This window comes from Cupriavidus sp. MPR-AND1C, assembly GCF_058809705.1.
In genome coordinates this window covers 81620-99161 of sequence record NZ_JBXASU010000005.1, presented here as the reverse complement: position 1 = coordinate 99161, position 17542 = coordinate 81620, and the positions used below count along the sequence as shown (strand labels likewise).

General features: G+C 59.5%; 18 protein-coding genes. All 18 read right to left on the bottom strand.

Features of this window, described 5'->3' with window-relative positions:
- Positions 1-40: 40 nt before the first annotated feature.
- Entirely contained in the window at positions 41-1723 is a 1683-nt protein-coding gene (locus AC1RWI_RS05035; RefSeq protein ID WP_492864905.1) for a thiamine pyrophosphate-binding protein, read from the bottom strand.
- A gap of 343 nt (positions 1724-2066) precedes the next feature.
- Positions 2067-3062: a LysR family transcriptional regulator gene (locus tag AC1RWI_RS05030; RefSeq protein WP_492864903.1), complete on the bottom strand. Its 996-nt coding sequence runs from the start codon at positions 3060-3062 to the stop codon at positions 2067-2069.
- A 20-nt stretch (positions 3063-3082) separates the two neighbouring features.
- Positions 3083-4234 carry a succinyl-diaminopimelate desuccinylase gene (gene dapE, locus AC1RWI_RS05025; protein WP_492864901.1) on the bottom strand — a complete coding sequence of 384 codons (1152 nt, stop codon included), beginning with the start codon at positions 4232-4234 and terminating at the stop codon, positions 3083-3085.
- Positions 4227-5627 carry an FAD-binding oxidoreductase gene (locus tag AC1RWI_RS05020; protein ID WP_492864899.1) on the bottom strand — a complete coding sequence of 467 codons (1401 nt, stop codon included), beginning with the start codon at positions 5625-5627 and terminating at the stop codon, positions 4227-4229. Before AC1RWI_RS05020 ends, dapE begins: the two co-directional genes overlap by 8 nt.
- The gene (locus AC1RWI_RS05015; protein WP_492864897.1) at positions 5624-6523 is read right to left on the bottom strand and encodes an ABC transporter permease; all 900 of its coding nucleotides are present in this window, start codon (positions 6521-6523) and stop codon (positions 5624-5626) included. The genes AC1RWI_RS05020 and AC1RWI_RS05015 overlap by 4 nt, the downstream gene beginning before the upstream one ends.
- A complete protein-coding gene (locus AC1RWI_RS05010; RefSeq protein WP_492864895.1) occupies positions 6516-7355 on the bottom strand; it encodes an ABC transporter ATP-binding protein in 840 nt (279 codons plus the stop codon). Before AC1RWI_RS05010 ends, AC1RWI_RS05015 begins: the two co-directional genes overlap by 8 nt.
- 1 nt (position 7356) lies before the next feature.
- Positions 7357-8361 carry an ABC transporter substrate-binding protein gene (locus AC1RWI_RS05005; RefSeq protein WP_492864893.1) on the bottom strand — a complete coding sequence of 335 codons (1005 nt, stop codon included), beginning with the start codon at positions 8359-8361 and terminating at the stop codon, positions 7357-7359.
- A gap of 99 nt (positions 8362-8460) precedes the next feature.
- Complete coding sequence (locus AC1RWI_RS05000; RefSeq protein WP_492864892.1) at positions 8461-9444, bottom strand: Bug family tripartite tricarboxylate transporter substrate binding protein; 984 nt, start codon at positions 9442-9444, stop codon at positions 8461-8463.
- A 59-nt stretch (positions 9445-9503) separates the two neighbouring features.
- Positions 9504-10478 (bottom strand): thioredoxin-disulfide reductase, encoded by a 975-nt coding sequence (gene trxB, locus AC1RWI_RS04995; RefSeq protein ID WP_492864890.1) that lies wholly within the window; start codon positions 10476-10478, stop codon positions 9504-9506.
- A gap of 44 nt (positions 10479-10522) precedes the next feature.
- Positions 10523-11752, bottom strand: a complete 1230-nt coding sequence (locus AC1RWI_RS04990) for a CaiB/BaiF CoA transferase family protein (RefSeq protein WP_492864888.1) — start codon at positions 11750-11752, stop codon at positions 10523-10525.
- A gap of 17 nt (positions 11753-11769) precedes the next feature.
- On the bottom strand, positions 11770-12942 hold the full coding sequence (locus AC1RWI_RS04985; protein ID WP_492864886.1) for an acyl-CoA dehydrogenase: 1173 nt from the start codon (positions 12940-12942) through the stop codon (positions 11770-11772).
- Positions 12943-12945: 3 nt separating this feature from the next.
- Complete coding sequence (locus AC1RWI_RS04980) at positions 12946-13278, bottom strand: thioredoxin family protein (protein ID WP_492864884.1); 333 nt, start codon at positions 13276-13278, stop codon at positions 12946-12948.
- Positions 13279-13280: 2 nt separating this feature from the next.
- Entirely contained in the window at positions 13281-13862 is a 582-nt protein-coding gene (locus AC1RWI_RS04975) for a UGSC family (seleno)protein (RefSeq protein WP_492864882.1), read from the bottom strand.
- 40 nt (positions 13863-13902) lie between these two features.
- Entirely contained in the window at positions 13903-15018 is a 1116-nt protein-coding gene (locus tag AC1RWI_RS04970; protein WP_492864880.1) for a hypothetical protein, read from the bottom strand.
- A 561-nt stretch (positions 15019-15579) separates the two neighbouring features.
- Positions 15580-15765, bottom strand: a complete 186-nt coding sequence (locus tag AC1RWI_RS04965) for a PucR family transcriptional regulator ligand-binding domain-containing protein (protein WP_492864878.1) — start codon at positions 15763-15765, stop codon at positions 15580-15582.
- 328 nt (positions 15766-16093) lie between these two features.
- Positions 16094-16507: a hypothetical protein gene (locus AC1RWI_RS04960; RefSeq protein WP_492864876.1), complete on the bottom strand. Its 414-nt coding sequence runs from the start codon at positions 16505-16507 to the stop codon at positions 16094-16096.
- Positions 16508-16864: 357 nt separating this feature from the next.
- Positions 16865-17107 carry a hypothetical protein gene (locus AC1RWI_RS04955; RefSeq protein WP_492864874.1) on the bottom strand — a complete coding sequence of 81 codons (243 nt, stop codon included), beginning with the start codon at positions 17105-17107 and terminating at the stop codon, positions 16865-16867.
- The gene (locus AC1RWI_RS04950) at positions 17104-17538 is read right to left on the bottom strand and encodes a hypothetical protein (RefSeq protein WP_492864872.1); all 435 of its coding nucleotides are present in this window, start codon (positions 17536-17538) and stop codon (positions 17104-17106) included. The genes AC1RWI_RS04955 and AC1RWI_RS04950 overlap by 4 nt, the downstream gene beginning before the upstream one ends.
- Positions 17539-17542 lie beyond the last annotated feature (4 nt).

Sequence of the window (17542 nt, the reverse complement as noted above, 5' to 3'; positions counted from 1 at the left end):
CCTTGTCTCTCCCTTATCTCTTCAGTTGTACGCGACACCTTCAGCCCTGGCCGACGGCTTGCGTGCCAGCATCAACGATGACCTCCACCAGCCTTGGCTGCCGAGACTCGATGGCGGCGCGCAGGGAACTCGCAAGCAGCGAAGGGTCAATAACGCGTTCGGCGGTGACACCCATCCCGCGGGCCATTTCCACGAAATCCAGTGATGGATTGACTAAGTCCATACCAAGGAAGTCGTCGCAGTTCCGCATTGCGACCAGACGCTCTTTGATAATTCGATAGGACTTGTTATTCACGATGACATAGGTAATCGGAAGATTCTCGTGCGCGGCAGTCCACAGCGCCTGGATGGCGTACATCGCGCTTCCGTCTCCCACCAATGCGACAACAGGTGCATCCCGCCGGCCGAGGGCGGCGCCGACAGCTCCGCCCATTGCAAAGCCCAGTCCGCCGCTGGCGAGGCCGAAAAAGTCACGAGGCTGCGTGACCTTCAGGAAGCCGGACAACAGTGGAGCAGTCGTCGGGGCTTCCTCAATCACAATGGCATCAGCAGGAACAGCATCCGCAAGCGTCATTGCCAGAACACGCGGGTCAATTGGCATTGCAGCTTGCACATTGGCTGCTTGGGCTCGCAGTTCTTCTCTCCGAATTGTCCAGTTCGCATCACGCAACCGGCCCAGACGCGCACGGGCCTCTTCCTTACCATCTCGGTCTTGCGCCGAGGTGATTTGCGGCAGGAGTTCGGTCAACGTCTCCTTGACACCGCCCCGTACCGCGAGATGTGTCGGGTAGTTCTTGCCAAGCTCCCACTCCCGCTCTGAAATGTGGAGTACCTTAAGCGCGTCCGGCATCGGATCTGTTTGACTAAACGCCGACATCCTCAACAGATCGCCGCCAAGGACGATCAACAAGTCATGCCTGCCGAGCAGCTCTCGCACTTTCGCTTGATTGCGTGACAGGTCTCCCATGAAGGCCGCGTGCGTGGAAGGAAAGCGGGTGTTGTAGGGAATGGGTTCATGATAGACCGGCGCGCCGATCAGTTCCGCGAAGGCCTGAGCCTCTGCGAAGGCGTCTTGCTCCGCGAGCTCTCTGCCGGCAATGATGATCGGCGCCTTGCTGCCGAGGATCGCTGCGATAAGCGCCTCTCGCGCACGTCTTGACGGACCGCCCAATGCGTCGACCCGCGTGCTGAAACCCAGATCCAACTCAGCGACGTCGTCCAGGATGCTACCCGGCAAGCTGAGGAAGACGGGGCCGAAGGGCGGGGTCATGGCGATCTTGGCGGCGCGCCGAACGACCCGGGGCAAATCCTCAACCCGTTGGATTTCATAGGCCCATTTGACCAACGGCTCAGCGATCGGTACCAGCGGCTCATAAAGCATCGGCTCAAGCAGTCCGTAGCCAAGCTCATATTGGCCGGCCGTAACGATCATTGGGGAGCCTGAAAACTTGGCGTTGTACAGTGCGCCCATGGCGTGGCCAAGGCCAGGTGTGCAATGCAAATTCACTGCAGTCAAGCGACCGGTGGCCCTGGCGAAGCCATCCGCCATGGACAAAACGACGGACTCCTGCAGCCCCAGGACATACTGAAGGTCCGTCGCCTCGGGCATGGCTTCCATGAGCGCCAGTTCCGTAGTCCCGGGATTACCGAACACGTGCGTGACACCTTCATCCTGCAAGAGCTTCAAGAATGCGGCGCGGCCGCTGAGACGCTGTCTGGTCATAGGTGGTGGGGTGCGACCTGTTGATCGCACCAGGGCAGGTTAAGTACGAAGTGGTTGGCCTGGACCACAGGCCTTGCCGTCATTGCCCGCGAAGAAGCAATGAGGGGATTTCGAAAGCGTGGCTTGACTGCGTGGGATCTAGCTCACAGCCACGCCTCGCCGAAGGAGGGAGGCAGGGACCCGGAGCGATAGCGCGGGCGCCGTACGCGCCTGGCCTTGCGCAATGTGTCGCGATTGCATCCTGTCTCCCAAAACGTTGTGCCTTGAGAGCAAGGATAGAGGCAACCCTTAATACTTTACAAGTTCAATCTATTTCTACTTATGATTGCGGAAATTGCATAAATCAGACGGCCCGACGGCCCCGCGGGCGGGCCAGCCAATGTTCCTTGACTTGCGCGAGAAACCCTTCGGCACTCGGCGTAAGGCTGCGATCCTTCAAGACGATCACCCCAATACTACGCGTGAGCGCCGGTTGAGCCAGGGGCTTGAGCACTAAGCCCGGGCCAAGTGCAGCGGGGATGGCCCCTCCCGGAACGATTGCGAGACCGACTCCAGCGTGAACAAACTGCATTAAGGTGGCAAATTGGGTCACTGTCACCGCGTGCTGCAGGTTCAGACCCGCGGCCGCGGCCGCTCCATCCAACATTCGCCGCGTCTGAGCCTCTTTGGGCAGGGAAACCATGGCGTGGTTGGCAACTTCGACCAAAGTGAGTGTCTTCCTACCGGCAAGGGGGTGACTGGCTGGCATGACGACATGAAAGGCTTCTCGTCCGAGCGCGATAGCAGAAAATTCGGCAGGAACATCGTCCACATACGTCAAACCGAGATCCGCCACGCCGCTCCGGACCGTGTCAAGAACGGTGCCATGGACGCCTTCTCGCACTTGAATTTCAATACGTGGTCTGGATTCCCGATAGCGCGCCACGATGATTGGCAGGTGCGTAGACGCCACCGACATTACCGCAGAGATAATCACCTGCCCGCGCTGCTCATCGGCGATTTCCCGCATCCCCTCGAAGGAGATCCGAAGATCCGCCAGGATACGGTTGGCCAGCGCGACAAACTCCAGCCCCGCGGGGGTTATCTCCACTTTGCGCGTGGTGCGTCGGAAGAGTTCTACCCCGATCGCAGCCTCGACACGCTGCAGCGTACGCGTCAACGCTGGCTGTGACAGGTCCAGCACTATCGAAGCAGCAAGCAGACTTCCCTCGTCCGCAATGGCGCAGACCGCAAGCAATTCGCGGGAACTCAAGTCGGGGACGAGATTCTTGTTCATGGCAACGGATAATTGGCATTCCAGGGCATGCTGATTATGCCGCACGGCGAACACCGGAGGCACCCGCGCTGTCGCCTCGACGGTCAGCGGACGAGCCGCTCCAGAATCTCCCCGTAGACGTCAGTTAGCGGCCGGACGTCGGCAAGCTCAATGAACTCGTCGACTTTATGGATGGTTCCGTTCCGTGGGCCAAACTCCACGACTTCGGCGCCCGTCGCCGCCAGAAACCTGCCATCCGAAGTTCCGCCCGAAGTCGAACACCCCGGCAACCGGCCAGTGACCACCTGGATCGCACTGGCGACCGCGTCCAACAAGCGTCCTCTATCCGTCAGAAACGGCTGCGCACCATGTCGCCAGCCCAGTTCGAATCGGCGCACATATCGGCGCAAGAGACTGTCTACTCTCGACGTCAAACTGTCCGCAGTGCTGGCCGTTGAATACCGAAAGTTCAGTTCTATAGTGAGCTCCCCCGGAATCACGTTCGTCGCGCCGGAGCCCGCATGCATGTTGGAAATCTGCAAATCTGTCGGTGGGAAAGACTCGTTCCCGTCATCCCATACTTCTGAGAGCAAAGCCAGGAGAGCGGGAGCGAAGCGGTGAATGGGGTTGTCGGCCAGAGACGGATATGCGACATGCCCTTGAGTTCCAAAGATTCTTAATGTCGCCGACAGCGAGCCTCGGCGTCCGTTCTTTATGGTGTCCCCGAGGCTATCTACCGATGTCGGCTCGCCAACCAAACAATAGTCGAGGCGTTGACCAATCCGGGCCAGCATCTCCACCACTTTGACCGTCCCATCGGAACCCGGCCCCTCTTCGTCGGACGTGAGGATGACAGCTATGCTGCCCTGATGAACCTCACTCCTGGCCAGAAACTCCTCCACTGCGATGATGAACGCAGCGATCGACGCCTTCATATCTGCCACACCACGGCCATACAGGTGCCCCGCCCGCTCGCTTGGCTCGAACGGATCGTCAGTCCATTGGCTGCGGGGCCCCGGCGGCACGACATCCGTATGCCCGATGAACGCGAACACCTTGCCGTCCCTGCTGCGGCTCCCCTTCCGAATTGCCCAGAGGTTTGTCACGCGATGCGAGTCGGGTCCGGAACACAGCACCTGGCAGGAAAAACCGGCGACGCGGAGGCGATCCTGAAGCAGGTCGATACAGCCAGCGTCGACAGGCGTAATGCTCTGGCGCCGCACCGACTGCTTTAGGAGCGTCAAAGTCTCAGTCATGGAGTACACCGACCGACGGAAGAATCTTTCCAGGATTCAGCAAGGTGTCGGGATCAAGGGCGGTTTTCAAGCGCATCATCAACATGTGCTCCGTACTGCTTTTCACCCGCTGCAGTTCGTTGACACGGTACTGTCCGATGCCATGTTCGGCGGCGATCGAGCCATTGAATTTTGTCACGACGTCATGAACGACGTGATTGATACGCGAGTCCGTCAGGCGATCCACGGACCCCAGAATGTTGAAATGGATGTTGCCGTCCCCCAGATGACCGAACGCATTGACGTCGAGCCTGCTCGACACAGACATGACTGCAAGCGATGCCTCAGCAATGAATGCCGGGACGTCACTGACGCCAACTGCGACATCGTGCTTGACGCTGCGACCAGCATGGCGCTCCGCTTCGCCCATATTTTCCCGCAACGCCCACATCTCCCTCGCCTGGCCAATTGACTGAGCAACCGCAGCGTCCGACAGTTTTCCGGTGTTCTCTGCGAAATCCGTCAACGCCAACTCAAGTCGCCCGTCAAGATCCGGGGCGTGATCGGAAATCTCCACCAGGACATACCATGAAGCGGCGGCGCAAGGAACCCGGCCACCTACAAACGCCAGCACCCTGTCGACACTCGCGCGGGACATCAGTTCGAAGGCCGTGACAGCGTCTCCAACGCGATCATGCAGGAACTCGAGGAGTTCCAGTGCATCTTCCGGACTATCCAGCGCGACAAACGCGACCGCCCGGTCCTTGGCGACTGGAGAGAGGCGAAGCACCGCAGCGGTGATGATCCCCAGAGTCCCTTCGCTACCGATCAGAAGTTGCTTCCAGTCATAGCCGGCATTGTCCTTTCGCAAGTTGCGCATGCCGTTAACGATGGTGCCATCGGCAAGCACGGCCTCCAGGCCGAGAACGAGCTGCCGTGCGGTCCCGTAGCGTAGCGCGTTGACGCCGCCCGCATTGGTTGAGAGCATTCCCCCGATGGTCGCAGATCCTTCTGCGGCGAAGCCGATCGGAAGCTGCCTGCCCTTTTCCGCCGCTGCCATTTTGGCGGTCTCAAGTACGCAGCCCGCCTCGACAGCCATGGTCATCCCGGCGCGATCAATGCTTCGGATTCGAGACATTCTTGTCAGCGACAGCAGAAGCTGGCGGCGCCCTTGCAGCGGGGTCGCCCCTCCTGCCAGACCAGTGTTTCCGCCTTGCGGGACGATCGCGACTTCTTGCTGACGCGCAAGCATGACTGCGCGCGCCAGTTCTTGCGTGTCCGCAGGTCGCACAACGCAAACGGCATCCCCATGGAACATACCTCGCCAGTCCGATAGATACGGCGCCATGTCCTCGGCGTTAGTGATGACTGCCCCATCGGATAGGCCACGTTGGAGGTCGGACACGAAACTCATTGCTGCATTCCCCATTTACGAATTGTTTTCACTTCAAGCGTGCGGAACACCGCGATCTCCGCCAGCAGCCCGATGATGATTACGCAGAGCAGGCCAGCGAAGGTGTTGGCCGTCTCCAGATTGTTGCGGTTTTCGAAGATGTACCAGCCAATACCACCTTTGCCCGAGCTGGCACCAAACACCAACTCGGCCGCAATCAAGGTTCGCCAAGCAAACGCCCAGCCGATCTTCAGCCCCGAGATGATGGACGGCAACGCAGCCGGAATAAGGACCCCAAACACCAGGCCGGTTCGCCGCAACCCAAAATTTCGACCGGCCATGCGAAGCGTCGGGCTAACCGATTGGAAGCCCGCGTGTGTGTTCAGTGCGACCGTCCACAGTACCGAATGCACGATGACAAACACGAGGCTGGTAGTACCCAGACCGAACCAGATGAGTGCCAGAGGGAGCAAGGCGATGGCCGGCAATGGGTTAAACATCGCCGTCAGCGTCGACAACACATCACTGCCGAACTTGGTAGTGGATGCCACAATCGTGATCACTCCGGCGACGCCAATGCCGATCGCGTATCCAACTAGCAGAACGCGCATCGTGATGCCGATCCGCTCGATGAGTACGCCGGATGCGAGGTCCGTATAAAGCGCCACCAAGACTTCGCTGAGCTTCGGAAACGTCAGGGGATTTCCGAGATATGAAGCGTATATCTCCCACACGATGCCGATGAGCGAGAGAATGAAGACGCGGCGAACAACCGGATTCGCACGTACCTTCGCCCACACAGACAACGGTTTTTCTACTTCCGGCAGCGCCGTCTCAATGCGTTCCCGAATGTACTCCTGCCTCACTGGCGGAACGATTTTCGGGCGAGAAACAGCGAGCGGGATTGCCTTATCCATGACAGAGCTCCTGATGAACGGACTTCTCAAACAGCATGTCGCTGATGTTTCGGCAGAACTGGCCAAATTCCGGATTACCTTGATCGGCGAATCCGAACTGGTGACAGTTCAACTCCGCTCGCGCCTGACCGGGATGCGGGGACAGGAGCAAAATGCGCGAGCCGATGAAAACCGCTTCCTCGATCGAGTGAGTCACAAACAGAACGGTAAACCGCGTCTCATCCCACAGCTCGAGGAGTTCCTCTTGCATCTGGCGACGAGTCAAGGCATCCAACGCGGCGAAAGGCTCATCCATGAGCAGCACGTCGGGCTCCATTGCCATTCCCCTCGCAATGGCTACGCGCTGCTTCATTCCGCCGCTAAGCATGTGCGGATAGCAGTCCTTAAACCTTTCGAGCTTGACCTTGGCCATATAGCGGCGCGCTCTGTCGTGAATTTCCGCTCGCGAACAGCGCTTCGAGACCTCCATGGGATAGCGAATGTTTTCCTCTACCGTCTTCCAGGGCATAAGTTGGTCAAACTCCTGGAAGACCATCATTCGATCCGGCCCTGGCCCGGCCACCGGCCGGCCATTCACGGAGATGTCGCCCTCGATCGGCTCAAGGAAACCTCCGATGGCTTTCAGAAGCGTAGACTTCCCGCAGCCGGAGGGTCCCAGCAGTACGTAGCGATCCGCTCTGTGAACCTCGAAACTGACCCGGTACGATGCGGTGACGACAGTGCGGTCAGTGGCATACTGAAGCGTGACACCATTCGCCTTCAGGATGGGTTCCGTGACCAGGGGGCTGGGCGCCGCATTCGCGGCAAGATTTGGAAGAGGATGTGCACTCATGTTAGCTACCCTCCGCGTTTCCGACGTAATCGAAATAGACATCCTTCCATGACACCGGCTTCTTTTTGAGCTGCCCCGTCCGTGCCATGAAATCTGCATACTTCATGATCCCGCTCGGAATCGGAGAAAAGGCGTTCTCGGGATCCTTGAGGAGCTTCACATAGAAGTCCACGGGAAGCTTCGACGGCTCATTCTTCAGGTAAATCTGCGCAGCGTGCTGCGGGTCAGATTCGATTCTCCGCATCGCCTCCTGAACTGCGGCATACACCGCCTCGGTCAGCTTTGGCTCGTTCTTGACGAATCGGCTGCTAGCGACAAGCTGAACGAAGGTAGCCTTGGTTCCCAAAACGTCATGTGAACTGAGTACTCGCTTGACGCCGGGCGACTGGGCCTCCAGCGCGCTAAAGGGTACATTTGTGAAATGCGCCGCGACCTCGGTCTTGGACAGAAGCGCGGTCATCGCTTCGGGGTGAGGTAAAGCGACAACGCTTGTGTCCATACGCTTGAACTGACCTTGACCGAACTGCTCCTCGGAGGCCATCCGCAAGACCATTGCCTGCGGTGCTGTGGTCGCCGGCAGCGCAATTCGATCATTCGGCCCGAAGTCCTTCAGCGATTTGACCGACTCCTTCGTAGTATTCAGAATCATCGGGAAGGATGACATGGCCGCCACCCCTTTGACACCGAGACTGGATCCCGTTTTCTCCCACATGAGGAGCAGCGAGGGCGTGCCCATGACACCCATATCCGCGTTTCCAGAGAGGAGCGCCTCGTTCACCGCCGTCGAGCCGCTGATCTTCTGCACCGTGAGGCTCGCGTCGCTGATGCCGCGCTTCCTGGCTTCAGCTTCCAGAAGGTTGTCGTCCTTCATGACCATGATCGGCAGATAGGCGAGTCCGAACTGGATCGCTACCCTCACCTCTTTGCCTTGCGCTGCAGGTGCTTGAAATATGGTACCGGCGATCGCGAGCGACGCGGCCAGCCTCAGTCTCTTCGAGATGTACATTCCATGTCTCCTTCTCGTCTTGACCCTGATTCAATGCGTGCAACGCCGGCCCAGCGTCGGGAGCGGCGTTGCAAGGGGAGGCCTTGCTACGGCAACCGATCAGGCCAATCGAATGCCTGCTGCCTTAATGATCTTTGCGTACCGGTCCGCTTCTTGCGTGCAAAAGGCGGCGAAGCGCTCTGGCGACTCTCCTAGCGGATCGGCCGAAAGATCCACAAGACGCGCGCGGACATCATGGTTTGCAAGCGCCTTCGCCACGGCCGACTGAAGAATCGCGACAATTTCCGGGGGGGTCTTTGCAGGGCCCCATAGGCCATACCAAGTCGTCATTGTCATTTCGCGGAATCCGCTCTCCACGAGCGTAGGCACATCAGGCAAGCTCTTCGAGCGACTTGTGCCGGTCACCGCCAACGAACGGAGCTTGCCGGCTTTGACCAACGGCAACGAAGCCGGCATGGAGTCGAACATGAAGGTAACTTGCCCACCGATCAGATCGGTCAATGCAGGAGCGCTGCCTTTGTAAGGCGCGTGGACGGCCGAGATGCCGGTAATCATCTTGAAGAGCTCACCCGCGAGGTGACCCGGCACGCCGTTGCTAGCCGATGCGAAGCTGCAACCCGTCGGACGGGACTTGACGTACCGAATCAGATCATTGACGTTGTGGATCGACGAGTCGGCAGCGACAAGCAGTTGCAATGGCGTTGAAGCAAGGTTCGTAATCGGAGTGAAGTCTTTAAGCGGGTCATGCGGCAGCTTGGGGTACAGGAACGGATTGATGACCTGGGCCGACACGTTAATCAGCAGCGTCTGACCATTCGGCTGTGCCTTGGCCACCATATCGGCACCGATAGTTCCGCTTGCCCCACCTCGATTGTCTACCACCAGTGACTGTTTCAGGATCTCCGACATGGGCTGCGTCACCAGTCGGCCCACCACGTCGGTGGGACCACCGGCGGGGAAAGGGATGACGACACGGATTGGCCCCGACGGATAGCCGGCTGCCGATGACAGAGCTGGAAGTACGGCAAGCTGGGCGGAACCAAAGGTGGCCACGCCCGTCTTCAAGAACTGGCGCCTATTCATGGTTGTCTCCTGTGTTCTTTTATGGATGATCGCGGGAGTCCCTCCCGCATAAACAACGACTACATGGCTGTCAGCACGTCCTCCTGAAGGAAGCGCTGTGCGTCAAGCGCAGCCATGCAGCCGCTCCCCGCTGATGTGATCGCCTGGCGATAGATGGAGTCCTGGACGTCTCCCGCAGCGAAGACACCTGGAATACTGGTCATCGTGGACATCCCATCCCTGCCCGCACGTGTAACGATGTAACCGCCACGCATTTCCAGTTGTCCGTGGAAAATGTCCGTGTTCGGCTTGTGCCCGATGGCAATGAAGCAGCCGGTGACGAGAAGCTGCACTTCGCCTCCGCCCTTGACATCGCGAAGCCGGACCCCGCTCACGCCCGACTCGTCTCCCGTCACTTCGGCGAGCTCATGCCACAGGTGCAGATGGATCTTTCCGGCCGCGACCTTCTCCATAAGATGCGACACAAGAATGGGTTCCGCCCGGAAGCTGTCGCGGCGATGGATCAAATGCACCGTTGACGCGATGTTCGACAGATACAGCGCTTCCTCCACCGCCGTATTCCCGCCGCCGACCACACAAACGTCCTGGTCTCGATAGAAGAATCCATCGCAGGTCGCACAGCCGCTTACTCCTCGACCACGATAGGCTTCTTCGGAAGGCAGACCGAGGTACTTCGCGGATGCTCCCGTGGCGACGATCAGCGCATCACAGGTCGTCGTACCCGCTTCTCCGCGCAGCGTGAACGGACGCTTGCTCAGATCCACTTCTTCGATGTGGTCGAACATGATCTTCGCGTCGAATCGCTCGGCATGCAGACGGAACCGCTCCATGAGGTCGGGCCCTGTCACGCCGGCGACATCCGCGGGCCAGTTGTCCACGTCGGTCGTGGTCATGAGCTGGCCGCCCTGCGCGGCTCCCGTGACGAGAACAGGCGACAAGTTCGCCCTTGCCGCGTAAAGCGCTGCGGTATAGCCTGCCGGCCCCGAACCGAGAATCAAAACACGCGCATGGGAATTCGCTTCTTTGGAACTCATGGCAACTCTTCAAGAGATACGAAAAACAGACGTCGGATCCGAGATCAGATCCGGATGATTCTTTCCTGAGCGAGGCGCTGCACGTGCGCGTCGTCAATGTTTAGCAGCCCTTTGAGAACCGCCGCCGTGCTGGATCCAAGATTCGGGGGAGCACTGCGATACTCGACGGGTGTGTCAGACAAGCGAATTGGACTTGCTACGACAGAAACCTGGGAGCCGTCTTCGTTGTCGAGTTCGACCTTCATGCCGCGGTGGATGACATGCGGATCTGCGAAGACGTCCTGGAGCGTATTGATCGGCCCGCATGGCACCCCGCTGGCCTCGAGCCGATCAAGCCAGTGCTGTGTATTGCGACTGCTAAGCACGGCTTGAATGAGCGGTATCAGTACGGATCGATTGGCGATCCGGGCACTGTTCGAGGCAAAGCGCGGGTCCTGGCTCCAGGCGGGCTGCCCAAGTACCTCGCACAGCCTCGCGAATTGGCCTTCGTTACCTACCGTAATAATGATGTGGCCGTCGGCAGTGCCAAAGTCCTGGTAGGGAACGATATTCGGATGCCCGTTTCCCAGGCGCGGCGGCTGGGCGCCGCTTGCAAGGAAGTTCATTGCCTGGTTCGCCAGGCAGGCAATCTGAACATCCAGCAAAGCCGCGTCCACATACTGGCCATGCCCCGATGTTTCGCGATGCGCGAGTGCCGCAAGGATGCCAACGGTGGCGTAGAGCCCTGTCATGATGTCGGTGAGCGCCACACCCACCTTAAGAGGGCCCTCGCCCGGCTCCCCGTCGGGTCGACCTGTGATACTCATCAGGCCTCCCATGCCCTGCACCAGAAAGTCGTAGCCCGGGCGGTGCGAATATGGCCCAGTTTGGCCGAACCCGGTAATCGAGCAGTAGACGAGGCGCGGGTTGATCGCGCGAAGCGACTCATAGTCGAGGCCGTACTGCTTCAGGCCACCGACCTTGAAGTTTTCAACCACCACATCGCACTGCTCCGCCAACGCTCGCACCATTGCCTGGCCGCGGGGATGGCTCAGATCAATCGCGACTGATTGCTTGTTCCGGTTCGCGCCAGCAAAGTACGCAGACTGGCGCTCTTCATCGCTCCACTCTGGCGAGCTCACCCATGGTGGCCCCCAAGAGCGCGTGTCATCACCGGTGTCAGGCTTCTCAATCTTGATGACTTCCGCGCCGAGGTCGGCCAGGATTTGACTCGCCCATGGTCCCGCAAGTACTCGTGATAAATCCAATACGCGCAGATGTGACAGTGCTCCCATGGCTCCCTACCCTCCAATCAGAATGCCGCTAGGCCAGTCATCGCCCGCCCCAAGATCAGGGCGTGGATGTCGTGGGTTCCCTCGTAGGTATTGACGACTTCAAGGTTCACCATGTGGCGCGCTATACCGAATTCGTCGCTGATACCATTGCCACCCAGCATGTCGCGCGCCACCCGAGCGACTTCCAGCGCCTTGCCGCAGGAGTTTCGCTTCAGAAGGGACGTCGTCTCTACAGAAGCGATTCCCTCATCTTTCATGCGTCCAAGACGAAGGCAACCTTGCAGACCGAGCGAGATTTCCGTCTGCATGTCCGCGAGCTTCTTCTGGACCAGTTGCTTGGATGCCAGGGGCTTCCCGAACTGCTTCCTGTCCAGCGTGTACTGGCGAGCGGTGTGCCAGCATGCTTCGGCAGCTCCCAGCGCGCCCCACGCAATGCCATAGCGTGCTGAATCGAGGCAAGTGAATGGCCCTTTCAGACCTCTGATTTCGGGGAATGCGTTCTCGTCCGGGCAGAAGACGTCATCCATGACGACTTCGCCGGTGACGGAGGCACGCAGCCCGACCTTTCCGTGAATTTTGGGTGCGGAAAGACCGGTCCATCCCTTTTCCAAGATAAAACCCCGAATCGCTCCGTCATCGTCCTTTGCCCACACGACGAACACATCGGCAAGCGGACTATTCGTGATCCACATCTTCGATCCGGAGATGCGATAGCCACCCGGAACGCTTCTCGCTCGGGTTGCCATACTTCCCGGATCTGAGCCGCTATTTGGCTCTGTCAGGCCAAAACATCCGATCCATTCGCCGGCTGCGAGCTTCGGCAGATATTTCTCTCGCTGAGTCTCGGTCCCGAACTGGTAAATGGGCAGCATGACGAGCGAACTCTGTACGCTCATCATGGAACGAAGGCCTGAGTCGACGCGCTCGATCTCCCGCGCGATCAATCCATAACTCACGTAGCCAAGATCCGACCCACCATAGGCGGCAGGGATCGTGGCACCGAGCAATCCGAGCTCCCCCATCTCTCGAAAGATCACGGGGTCAGTTTCCTCGGTCCGGAACGCCATCTGCACACGTGGCGCGAGACAGCCGCGCGCATATTCCCGCGCGGCATCGCTGACCGCGCGCTCTTCCCCCGTTAGCTGAGACTCCAGCAGCAGGGGATCTTCCCAGTTGAAGTGCGCGTTCATGGTTCAGATGATCTGTTGGCCTGCCAGCCACGTGACCAGTTGCGTACGGGAAGCAGCACCGGTACGCGTGGCTTGCAGCTTACCGCCCTGGAACAGCAGCAACGTCGGCACACCGCGGACACCGAAGCGGGCTGCGACGTCGGGATTCGCCACAACATCCACCTTTTCCACAATCATTCGACCATCCATCGCATTTGCAACGTCGTCGAGCACGGGAGCGAGCGCAGCACACGGCTTGCAATCCGGGCTGTAGCAATCCACGAGAACAGGAGCCTTGCTTTGCGAAAGCAGTGCTTCGATATCCTGCATGCCTGAGCTTTGGGCGGTAGTGTTCATGATTACTGCAGCTCCACCTTGGTTTTCAGGGGCTCCTTGGTGCCGAGCCACACTTGTTGCGCCTGCTCCTTGATCTGCGCGACACGTTGCGCGACCTCTTCCTGCGTGATGGAGCTAACCGGGTGGGTAATCACCACCGGCTCGAGCGACTTCATGCCGACCGCCTGGCGGGTAAGTTCGGTCTCGCGAACGAACTCGGTGGTGATGATGGCCGCGCTCGGTACACCAAGCTTTTCCAAAGCGATCGAGTCGCGAATGCAGGCCGAGCAGCAGGAGCCGCAGTCGCCAATCGCCGTTAGCACGACATCGTTCTCGGCAGCGATTTGGGCGATCAGTTCCGGCGTCGCGTCCTTCGAAAAGCTATGTTTGACGTAGTAGTTCACCGCAGCGAAATCGATGTCCTCGCCGAGGGCTGCTGCCGCACCGCGCAGCAGCTTGTTGGCGTTCCACTTCGAGTTGTCCAGGATGCCCAGACGCAGCTTCTTCAACGACGTCTTGCGCTCTGACACGGGCGCGTCGTCGAAGCGCAGGGCGCCGCGCGGGTCGAACACTTCGACGGTGGATTCTTCGCTCTTCATCAACATGAAAATCTCCTAGTTCTCTTGTAGCGGTCGTGTACTGGGATCAGAGGGCGCAGGCACCGCCGACACATTCGGCACCGTTGTCGCCGACACCACTGCCTTCAACGGCGCGCAGAACCGGCGTGCTCATATGACCCCAGCCCGGAATCAGCACAGAGAAGCGGCCGGCTTCACCGCCCATCACGAACAGGTGAATGTTGTCGGGGCTGTGGATAATGGGAATACGCGTGTCGTCTTCGCGCTTGTAGTACTTCGGCAGATTGCGGTTGTAGACCTTGCCGTAGCGGTGGCCATACGCCAGGTCGATGAACCGGTTGCCATGGTTTTGGAACAGGTAGTTGCGGACATCGGCGCGCGACCAGCCGTACTTGCCGATGGTCTGGGCATGCTCGAGGCCGAGGACCACTGCGATATGTCCACCCAGCACTGCGCTGTTAGACGCGATCGTGCTCATTGCCGAACACATCGTGTCCAGGATGCCTTCCGGATCGTTGGAAATGTGGTTCGTCACGCTATGCGGAGCCTCGGCGGCCATCACGAACACAGTCGAGTCTTCCGGCTTGTAGCCGTGCTCCACGTGATACGGTGCGAGGGGGCTTTGGGCTTCGTTCTCCGCGACGCAGTAGGTGTACTTGCCCGGATGACCCAGCGTGCTCTTGTCCAGGTCACCAGGCCAACCACCGCCAACGTTCAGCATAATGAGACGGATCGCGCGGCCGATGGTTGCGTTCGCACGGTTGCCGGAGCCAAAAGCGTTGCAACCGCCGTTCATGCCGATTTCGCGAGCGATGGGACCGTTGACGATCAGCAACGGGGAGGCAACGTGCGTCGTTGCCTGCACGCCATTGAGGTTGAAGGCCTGATCGGTCAGCGCTTTCACGGCAGCAAGGACCACCGGGGTGTACTCGGGCTTGCAACCAGCCATCACCATGTTGATAGCCAGCACTTCGCGAGTCAGTTCGCCCCAGCGCGGGGCGATGCGGGCCTCGACAAACTTCGGATCACCACCCAGGCGTCCGACGATTTCGTCGATCTTCTCTTGCGTCGGCGGAACCACCGGCAGGCCGTCGCTGAAGCCGCGCTCGTAATAGTATTCGACCAGGTCCACGCCAGCCGGTACTCGGCTCGAGACCGCCCCTTCTTGCAGTACAGCGCTCATTGCTCTGACTCCTATCAAACATCGTTGTGTTGGTAGGGGAAGCATAGAGGCCAGCGCGCATTCATTACAACAATAAACTATTCCTGCTTATGATTGCACATTGTGCATATATAGAGGCGCAGGCGGAACAGGAGCGATGGCATAGCACCGCAGGTAAGCCGTTCCAATCTACCTAGGACGATCGTGGTCAAGCTGAGCACCCTTCAATCGTGAAGTCGGCCTTGGCCTATCGATTTTGGTCCCCCAGTATTGGGGGCCGAGGTCAGCTTCGTGACTGCGGACGCGACGGTCGATGCATCCGCCCAGCAAATCAACGTCCAGGTGACCGAGGCAGCGCGCGCGCCGCGCCCCCCGGATGTCGCTGGACAACCTTTTGCGAGAGCGAGCGCTGGCGAGGATCCGCCGGGACGAAGCGAGCCTGCTATCGGAAGGCGTCCGGGGCGTCGCTTTCCGTGACCGGCCGATCCAGCGGCGGATTGTGGCCGCATGTCAGGCACAGTCGGCAAGATCGATGCTGCTCTCGAGGGCCGACACACGCTCTACAACGCGTGCGTCCCGCCCTCACAGGTCCGCGGGAAGCTGAAGCGTGCCCGTCGTCATGACTAGGTTTCCGGCACTCACCCATCGCCATGGGTTTGGAAGGTCAACCGCATGTGCCCAAGTGATTAACCGGTGTGTGCCAGCCAGGCCGGCAATCCCTTTCAGGCCCAACGAATCCGTGTCGAGCAACTCCTGGACGGTAATCACTGCAACGCTCCTTGGTTATTGTTCGAAGCATACCGCAGGCGCAAACCTTCGCGCCCGCGCCGCCAGGTCCCAGTGCTCCCCGCCCAGTCGGATAGTCCTTCAGTTGACCAGTATCGACATCCTCCAGAGAATCCTCTCTCATACCGATGGAATAGTCGGCCAGCGCCCCCGACCGTTCGCGTGCGATGTCCGCAGTGGCCAGCATGCGGCGGCCCGATTCGCCACCACCAGGAATTAGTTCGACGGTGACGCGCAGCAATGTGATCTCCCTTCGAATCTCAATCAATGAACGGTTGATTGGCGAGCATGATGCGCTTGCGTTGACGATTCATGGCTCGGCTTCTAATTGCGCCCAGAACCACTCAATGACGGCAGGTACCCTAAAGCGAAAATGATTTGGGGAAAGCTTATCTGGCATCACCACCTGGGCTGAATAGTAAAAGTCCCTACCGTGCTCAATCTGGATCAACATTGTTTGCAAGCTGCGCACCGCCGCAGCCACCGCCTCTTCACCTTCTCCATGCCGAAATAGCGACAGGAGTTCGCGATATGACACTGAACTTGACGTCGCTGAGTGCCTGTCCCGATAGGCAACCAAATACAGGTAGTCGCAGATTTTCCACGCCAACGGCGAAAGGTCTCCGTCAAGCTCGAGCCGCCCTTCACTTCTCGCAATCATCGCGCCAAGCAAGTGACTGGCGCCGATTTGCGGTGACCCGTCTTGCACTGAATCCAATTTCATAGGAACTCTTTCATACCTTTCGCTGATCCAATCCACCGACCATCGCACCTACGTGGGTGTCCGCTGTACCGATGCCTGTGACAAGCACACATCATCCTTGCGCAGTCATCGCCTGCGCCTACCCGCCCAGTCATTCGAGCCCTGGTCGCGTTCGGACTGGCCGGCCAACGCGCCGTCACGAGGCCCTCATTGGCTCGGCTCGCCCCTGACGCAGCGAGCGCGCCGTCGGACCAGCGTGCGGCACACCTCGCCCATCGTGGACGTGGATCGCTCCCCCGCGTCAGGAAGAACGTTGTCATCCAAGGCTCGGCGGTCAAAACAAGTGTTCGACGGTCGAAATCATCGCCAAAGCGAAACCTAATCCAGCCGTAGGATTTGGGCCACAAGGCCAACTTCGACTGGATTGACGGCCGCCACAATGCGCTGCGCGGTTTGCGGGCGCTCGGCTTTAAGGGCACGCCAGGCCGTCACACAGTTTCGCTCGCCGAAGAGAGCCGCACCCTTGTCGAGCCAGACGAGCCTCTGCTCCACCCCAAGGCAGTTGTACCAGGATATGCCCGCAACCATCTCTCGCGCATGCGCGTCGGAGCGATCGCTCATCGCTGCCCAGTCAGGAAGTCTTCCCAGTCCCACGCGTATGCCGAACCGAAGGCAGGCGTACTCGATCCACGCAAATTGTGCATAAAGAACGTGCGGGTCGGCTCGGGGATATCGTCAAAGCGGACGTACGGCCAAGGGCCATCGGCGTCGTGAATGGGAATCGGCGGGATGGTCGGCCGCGGAGGCAGTTCCTCCTTTCCCGTCAGCGCCACGGCAATGCTGCGTGCGACCAGGTCCCAGACGCTGGCGGACCAACGCGGATAGTCCTGCAGTACACCGGCCCAGACCTGGTCTGGCAGCAGATCCTCTTCCATATCAATTTGATAGTCGGCGAGCGCGCCTGAGCGCGCCCGCCCAATGTCGGCCCTCGCCACCTTTCGGCGGCCGCGAGCATCACCGCCCGGCAGCAATTCAACCGTGACTCGCAACATCGCA

What these genes read in the sequence shown, in the direction of transcription:
- AC1RWI_RS04950 (WP_492864872.1), bottom strand. Translation starts at nt 17,538, where the DNA reads ATGTTGCGAGTCACGGTTGAATTGCTGCCGGGCGGTGATGCTCGCGGC.
- AC1RWI_RS05000 (WP_492864892.1), bottom strand. Translation starts at nt 9,444, where the DNA reads ATGAATAGGCGCCAGTTCTTGAAGACGGGCGTGGCCACCTTTGGTTCC.
- AC1RWI_RS04980 (WP_492864884.1), bottom strand. Translation starts at nt 13,278, where the DNA reads ATGAACACTACCGCCCAAAGCTCAGGCATGCAGGATATCGAAGCACTG.
- AC1RWI_RS05005 (WP_492864893.1), bottom strand. Translation starts at nt 8,361, where the DNA reads ATGTACATCTCGAAGAGACTGAGGCTGGCCGCGTCGCTCGCGATCGCC.
- AC1RWI_RS05015 (WP_492864897.1), bottom strand. Translation starts at nt 6,523, where the DNA reads ATGGATAAGGCAATCCCGCTCGCTGTTTCTCGCCCGAAAATCGTTCCG.
- AC1RWI_RS04975 (WP_492864882.1), bottom strand. Translation starts at nt 13,862, where the DNA reads ATGTTGATGAAGAGCGAAGAATCCACCGTCGAAGTGTTCGACCCGCGC.
- AC1RWI_RS04960 (WP_492864876.1), bottom strand. Translation starts at nt 16,507, where the DNA reads ATGAAATTGGATTCAGTGCAAGACGGGTCACCGCAAATCGGCGCCAGT.
- AC1RWI_RS05010 (WP_492864895.1), bottom strand. Translation starts at nt 7,355, where the DNA reads ATGAGTGCACATCCTCTTCCAAATCTTGCCGCGAATGCGGCGCCCAGC.
- AC1RWI_RS04955 (WP_492864874.1), bottom strand. Translation starts at nt 17,107, where the DNA reads ATGAGCGATCGCTCCGACGCGCATGCGCGAGAGATGGTTGCGGGCATA.
- AC1RWI_RS04990 (WP_492864888.1), bottom strand. Translation starts at nt 11,752, where the DNA reads ATGGGAGCACTGTCACATCTGCGCGTATTGGATTTATCACGAGTACTT.
- dapE (WP_492864901.1), bottom strand. Translation starts at nt 4,234, where the DNA reads ATGACTGAGACTTTGACGCTCCTAAAGCAGTCGGTGCGGCGCCAGAGC.
- AC1RWI_RS05035 (WP_492864905.1), bottom strand. Translation starts at nt 1,723, where the DNA reads ATGACCAGACAGCGTCTCAGCGGCCGCGCCGCATTCTTGAAGCTCTTG.
- AC1RWI_RS04985 (WP_492864886.1), bottom strand. Translation starts at nt 12,942, where the DNA reads ATGAACGCGCACTTCAACTGGGAAGATCCCCTGCTGCTGGAGTCTCAG.
- AC1RWI_RS05020 (WP_492864899.1), bottom strand. Translation starts at nt 5,627, where the DNA reads ATGAGTTTCGTGTCCGACCTCCAACGTGGCCTATCCGATGGGGCAGTC.
- trxB (WP_492864890.1), bottom strand. Translation starts at nt 10,478, where the DNA reads ATGAGTTCCAAAGAAGCGAATTCCCATGCGCGTGTTTTGATTCTCGGT.
- AC1RWI_RS04970 (WP_492864880.1), bottom strand. Translation starts at nt 15,018, where the DNA reads ATGAGCGCTGTACTGCAAGAAGGGGCGGTCTCGAGCCGAGTACCGGCT.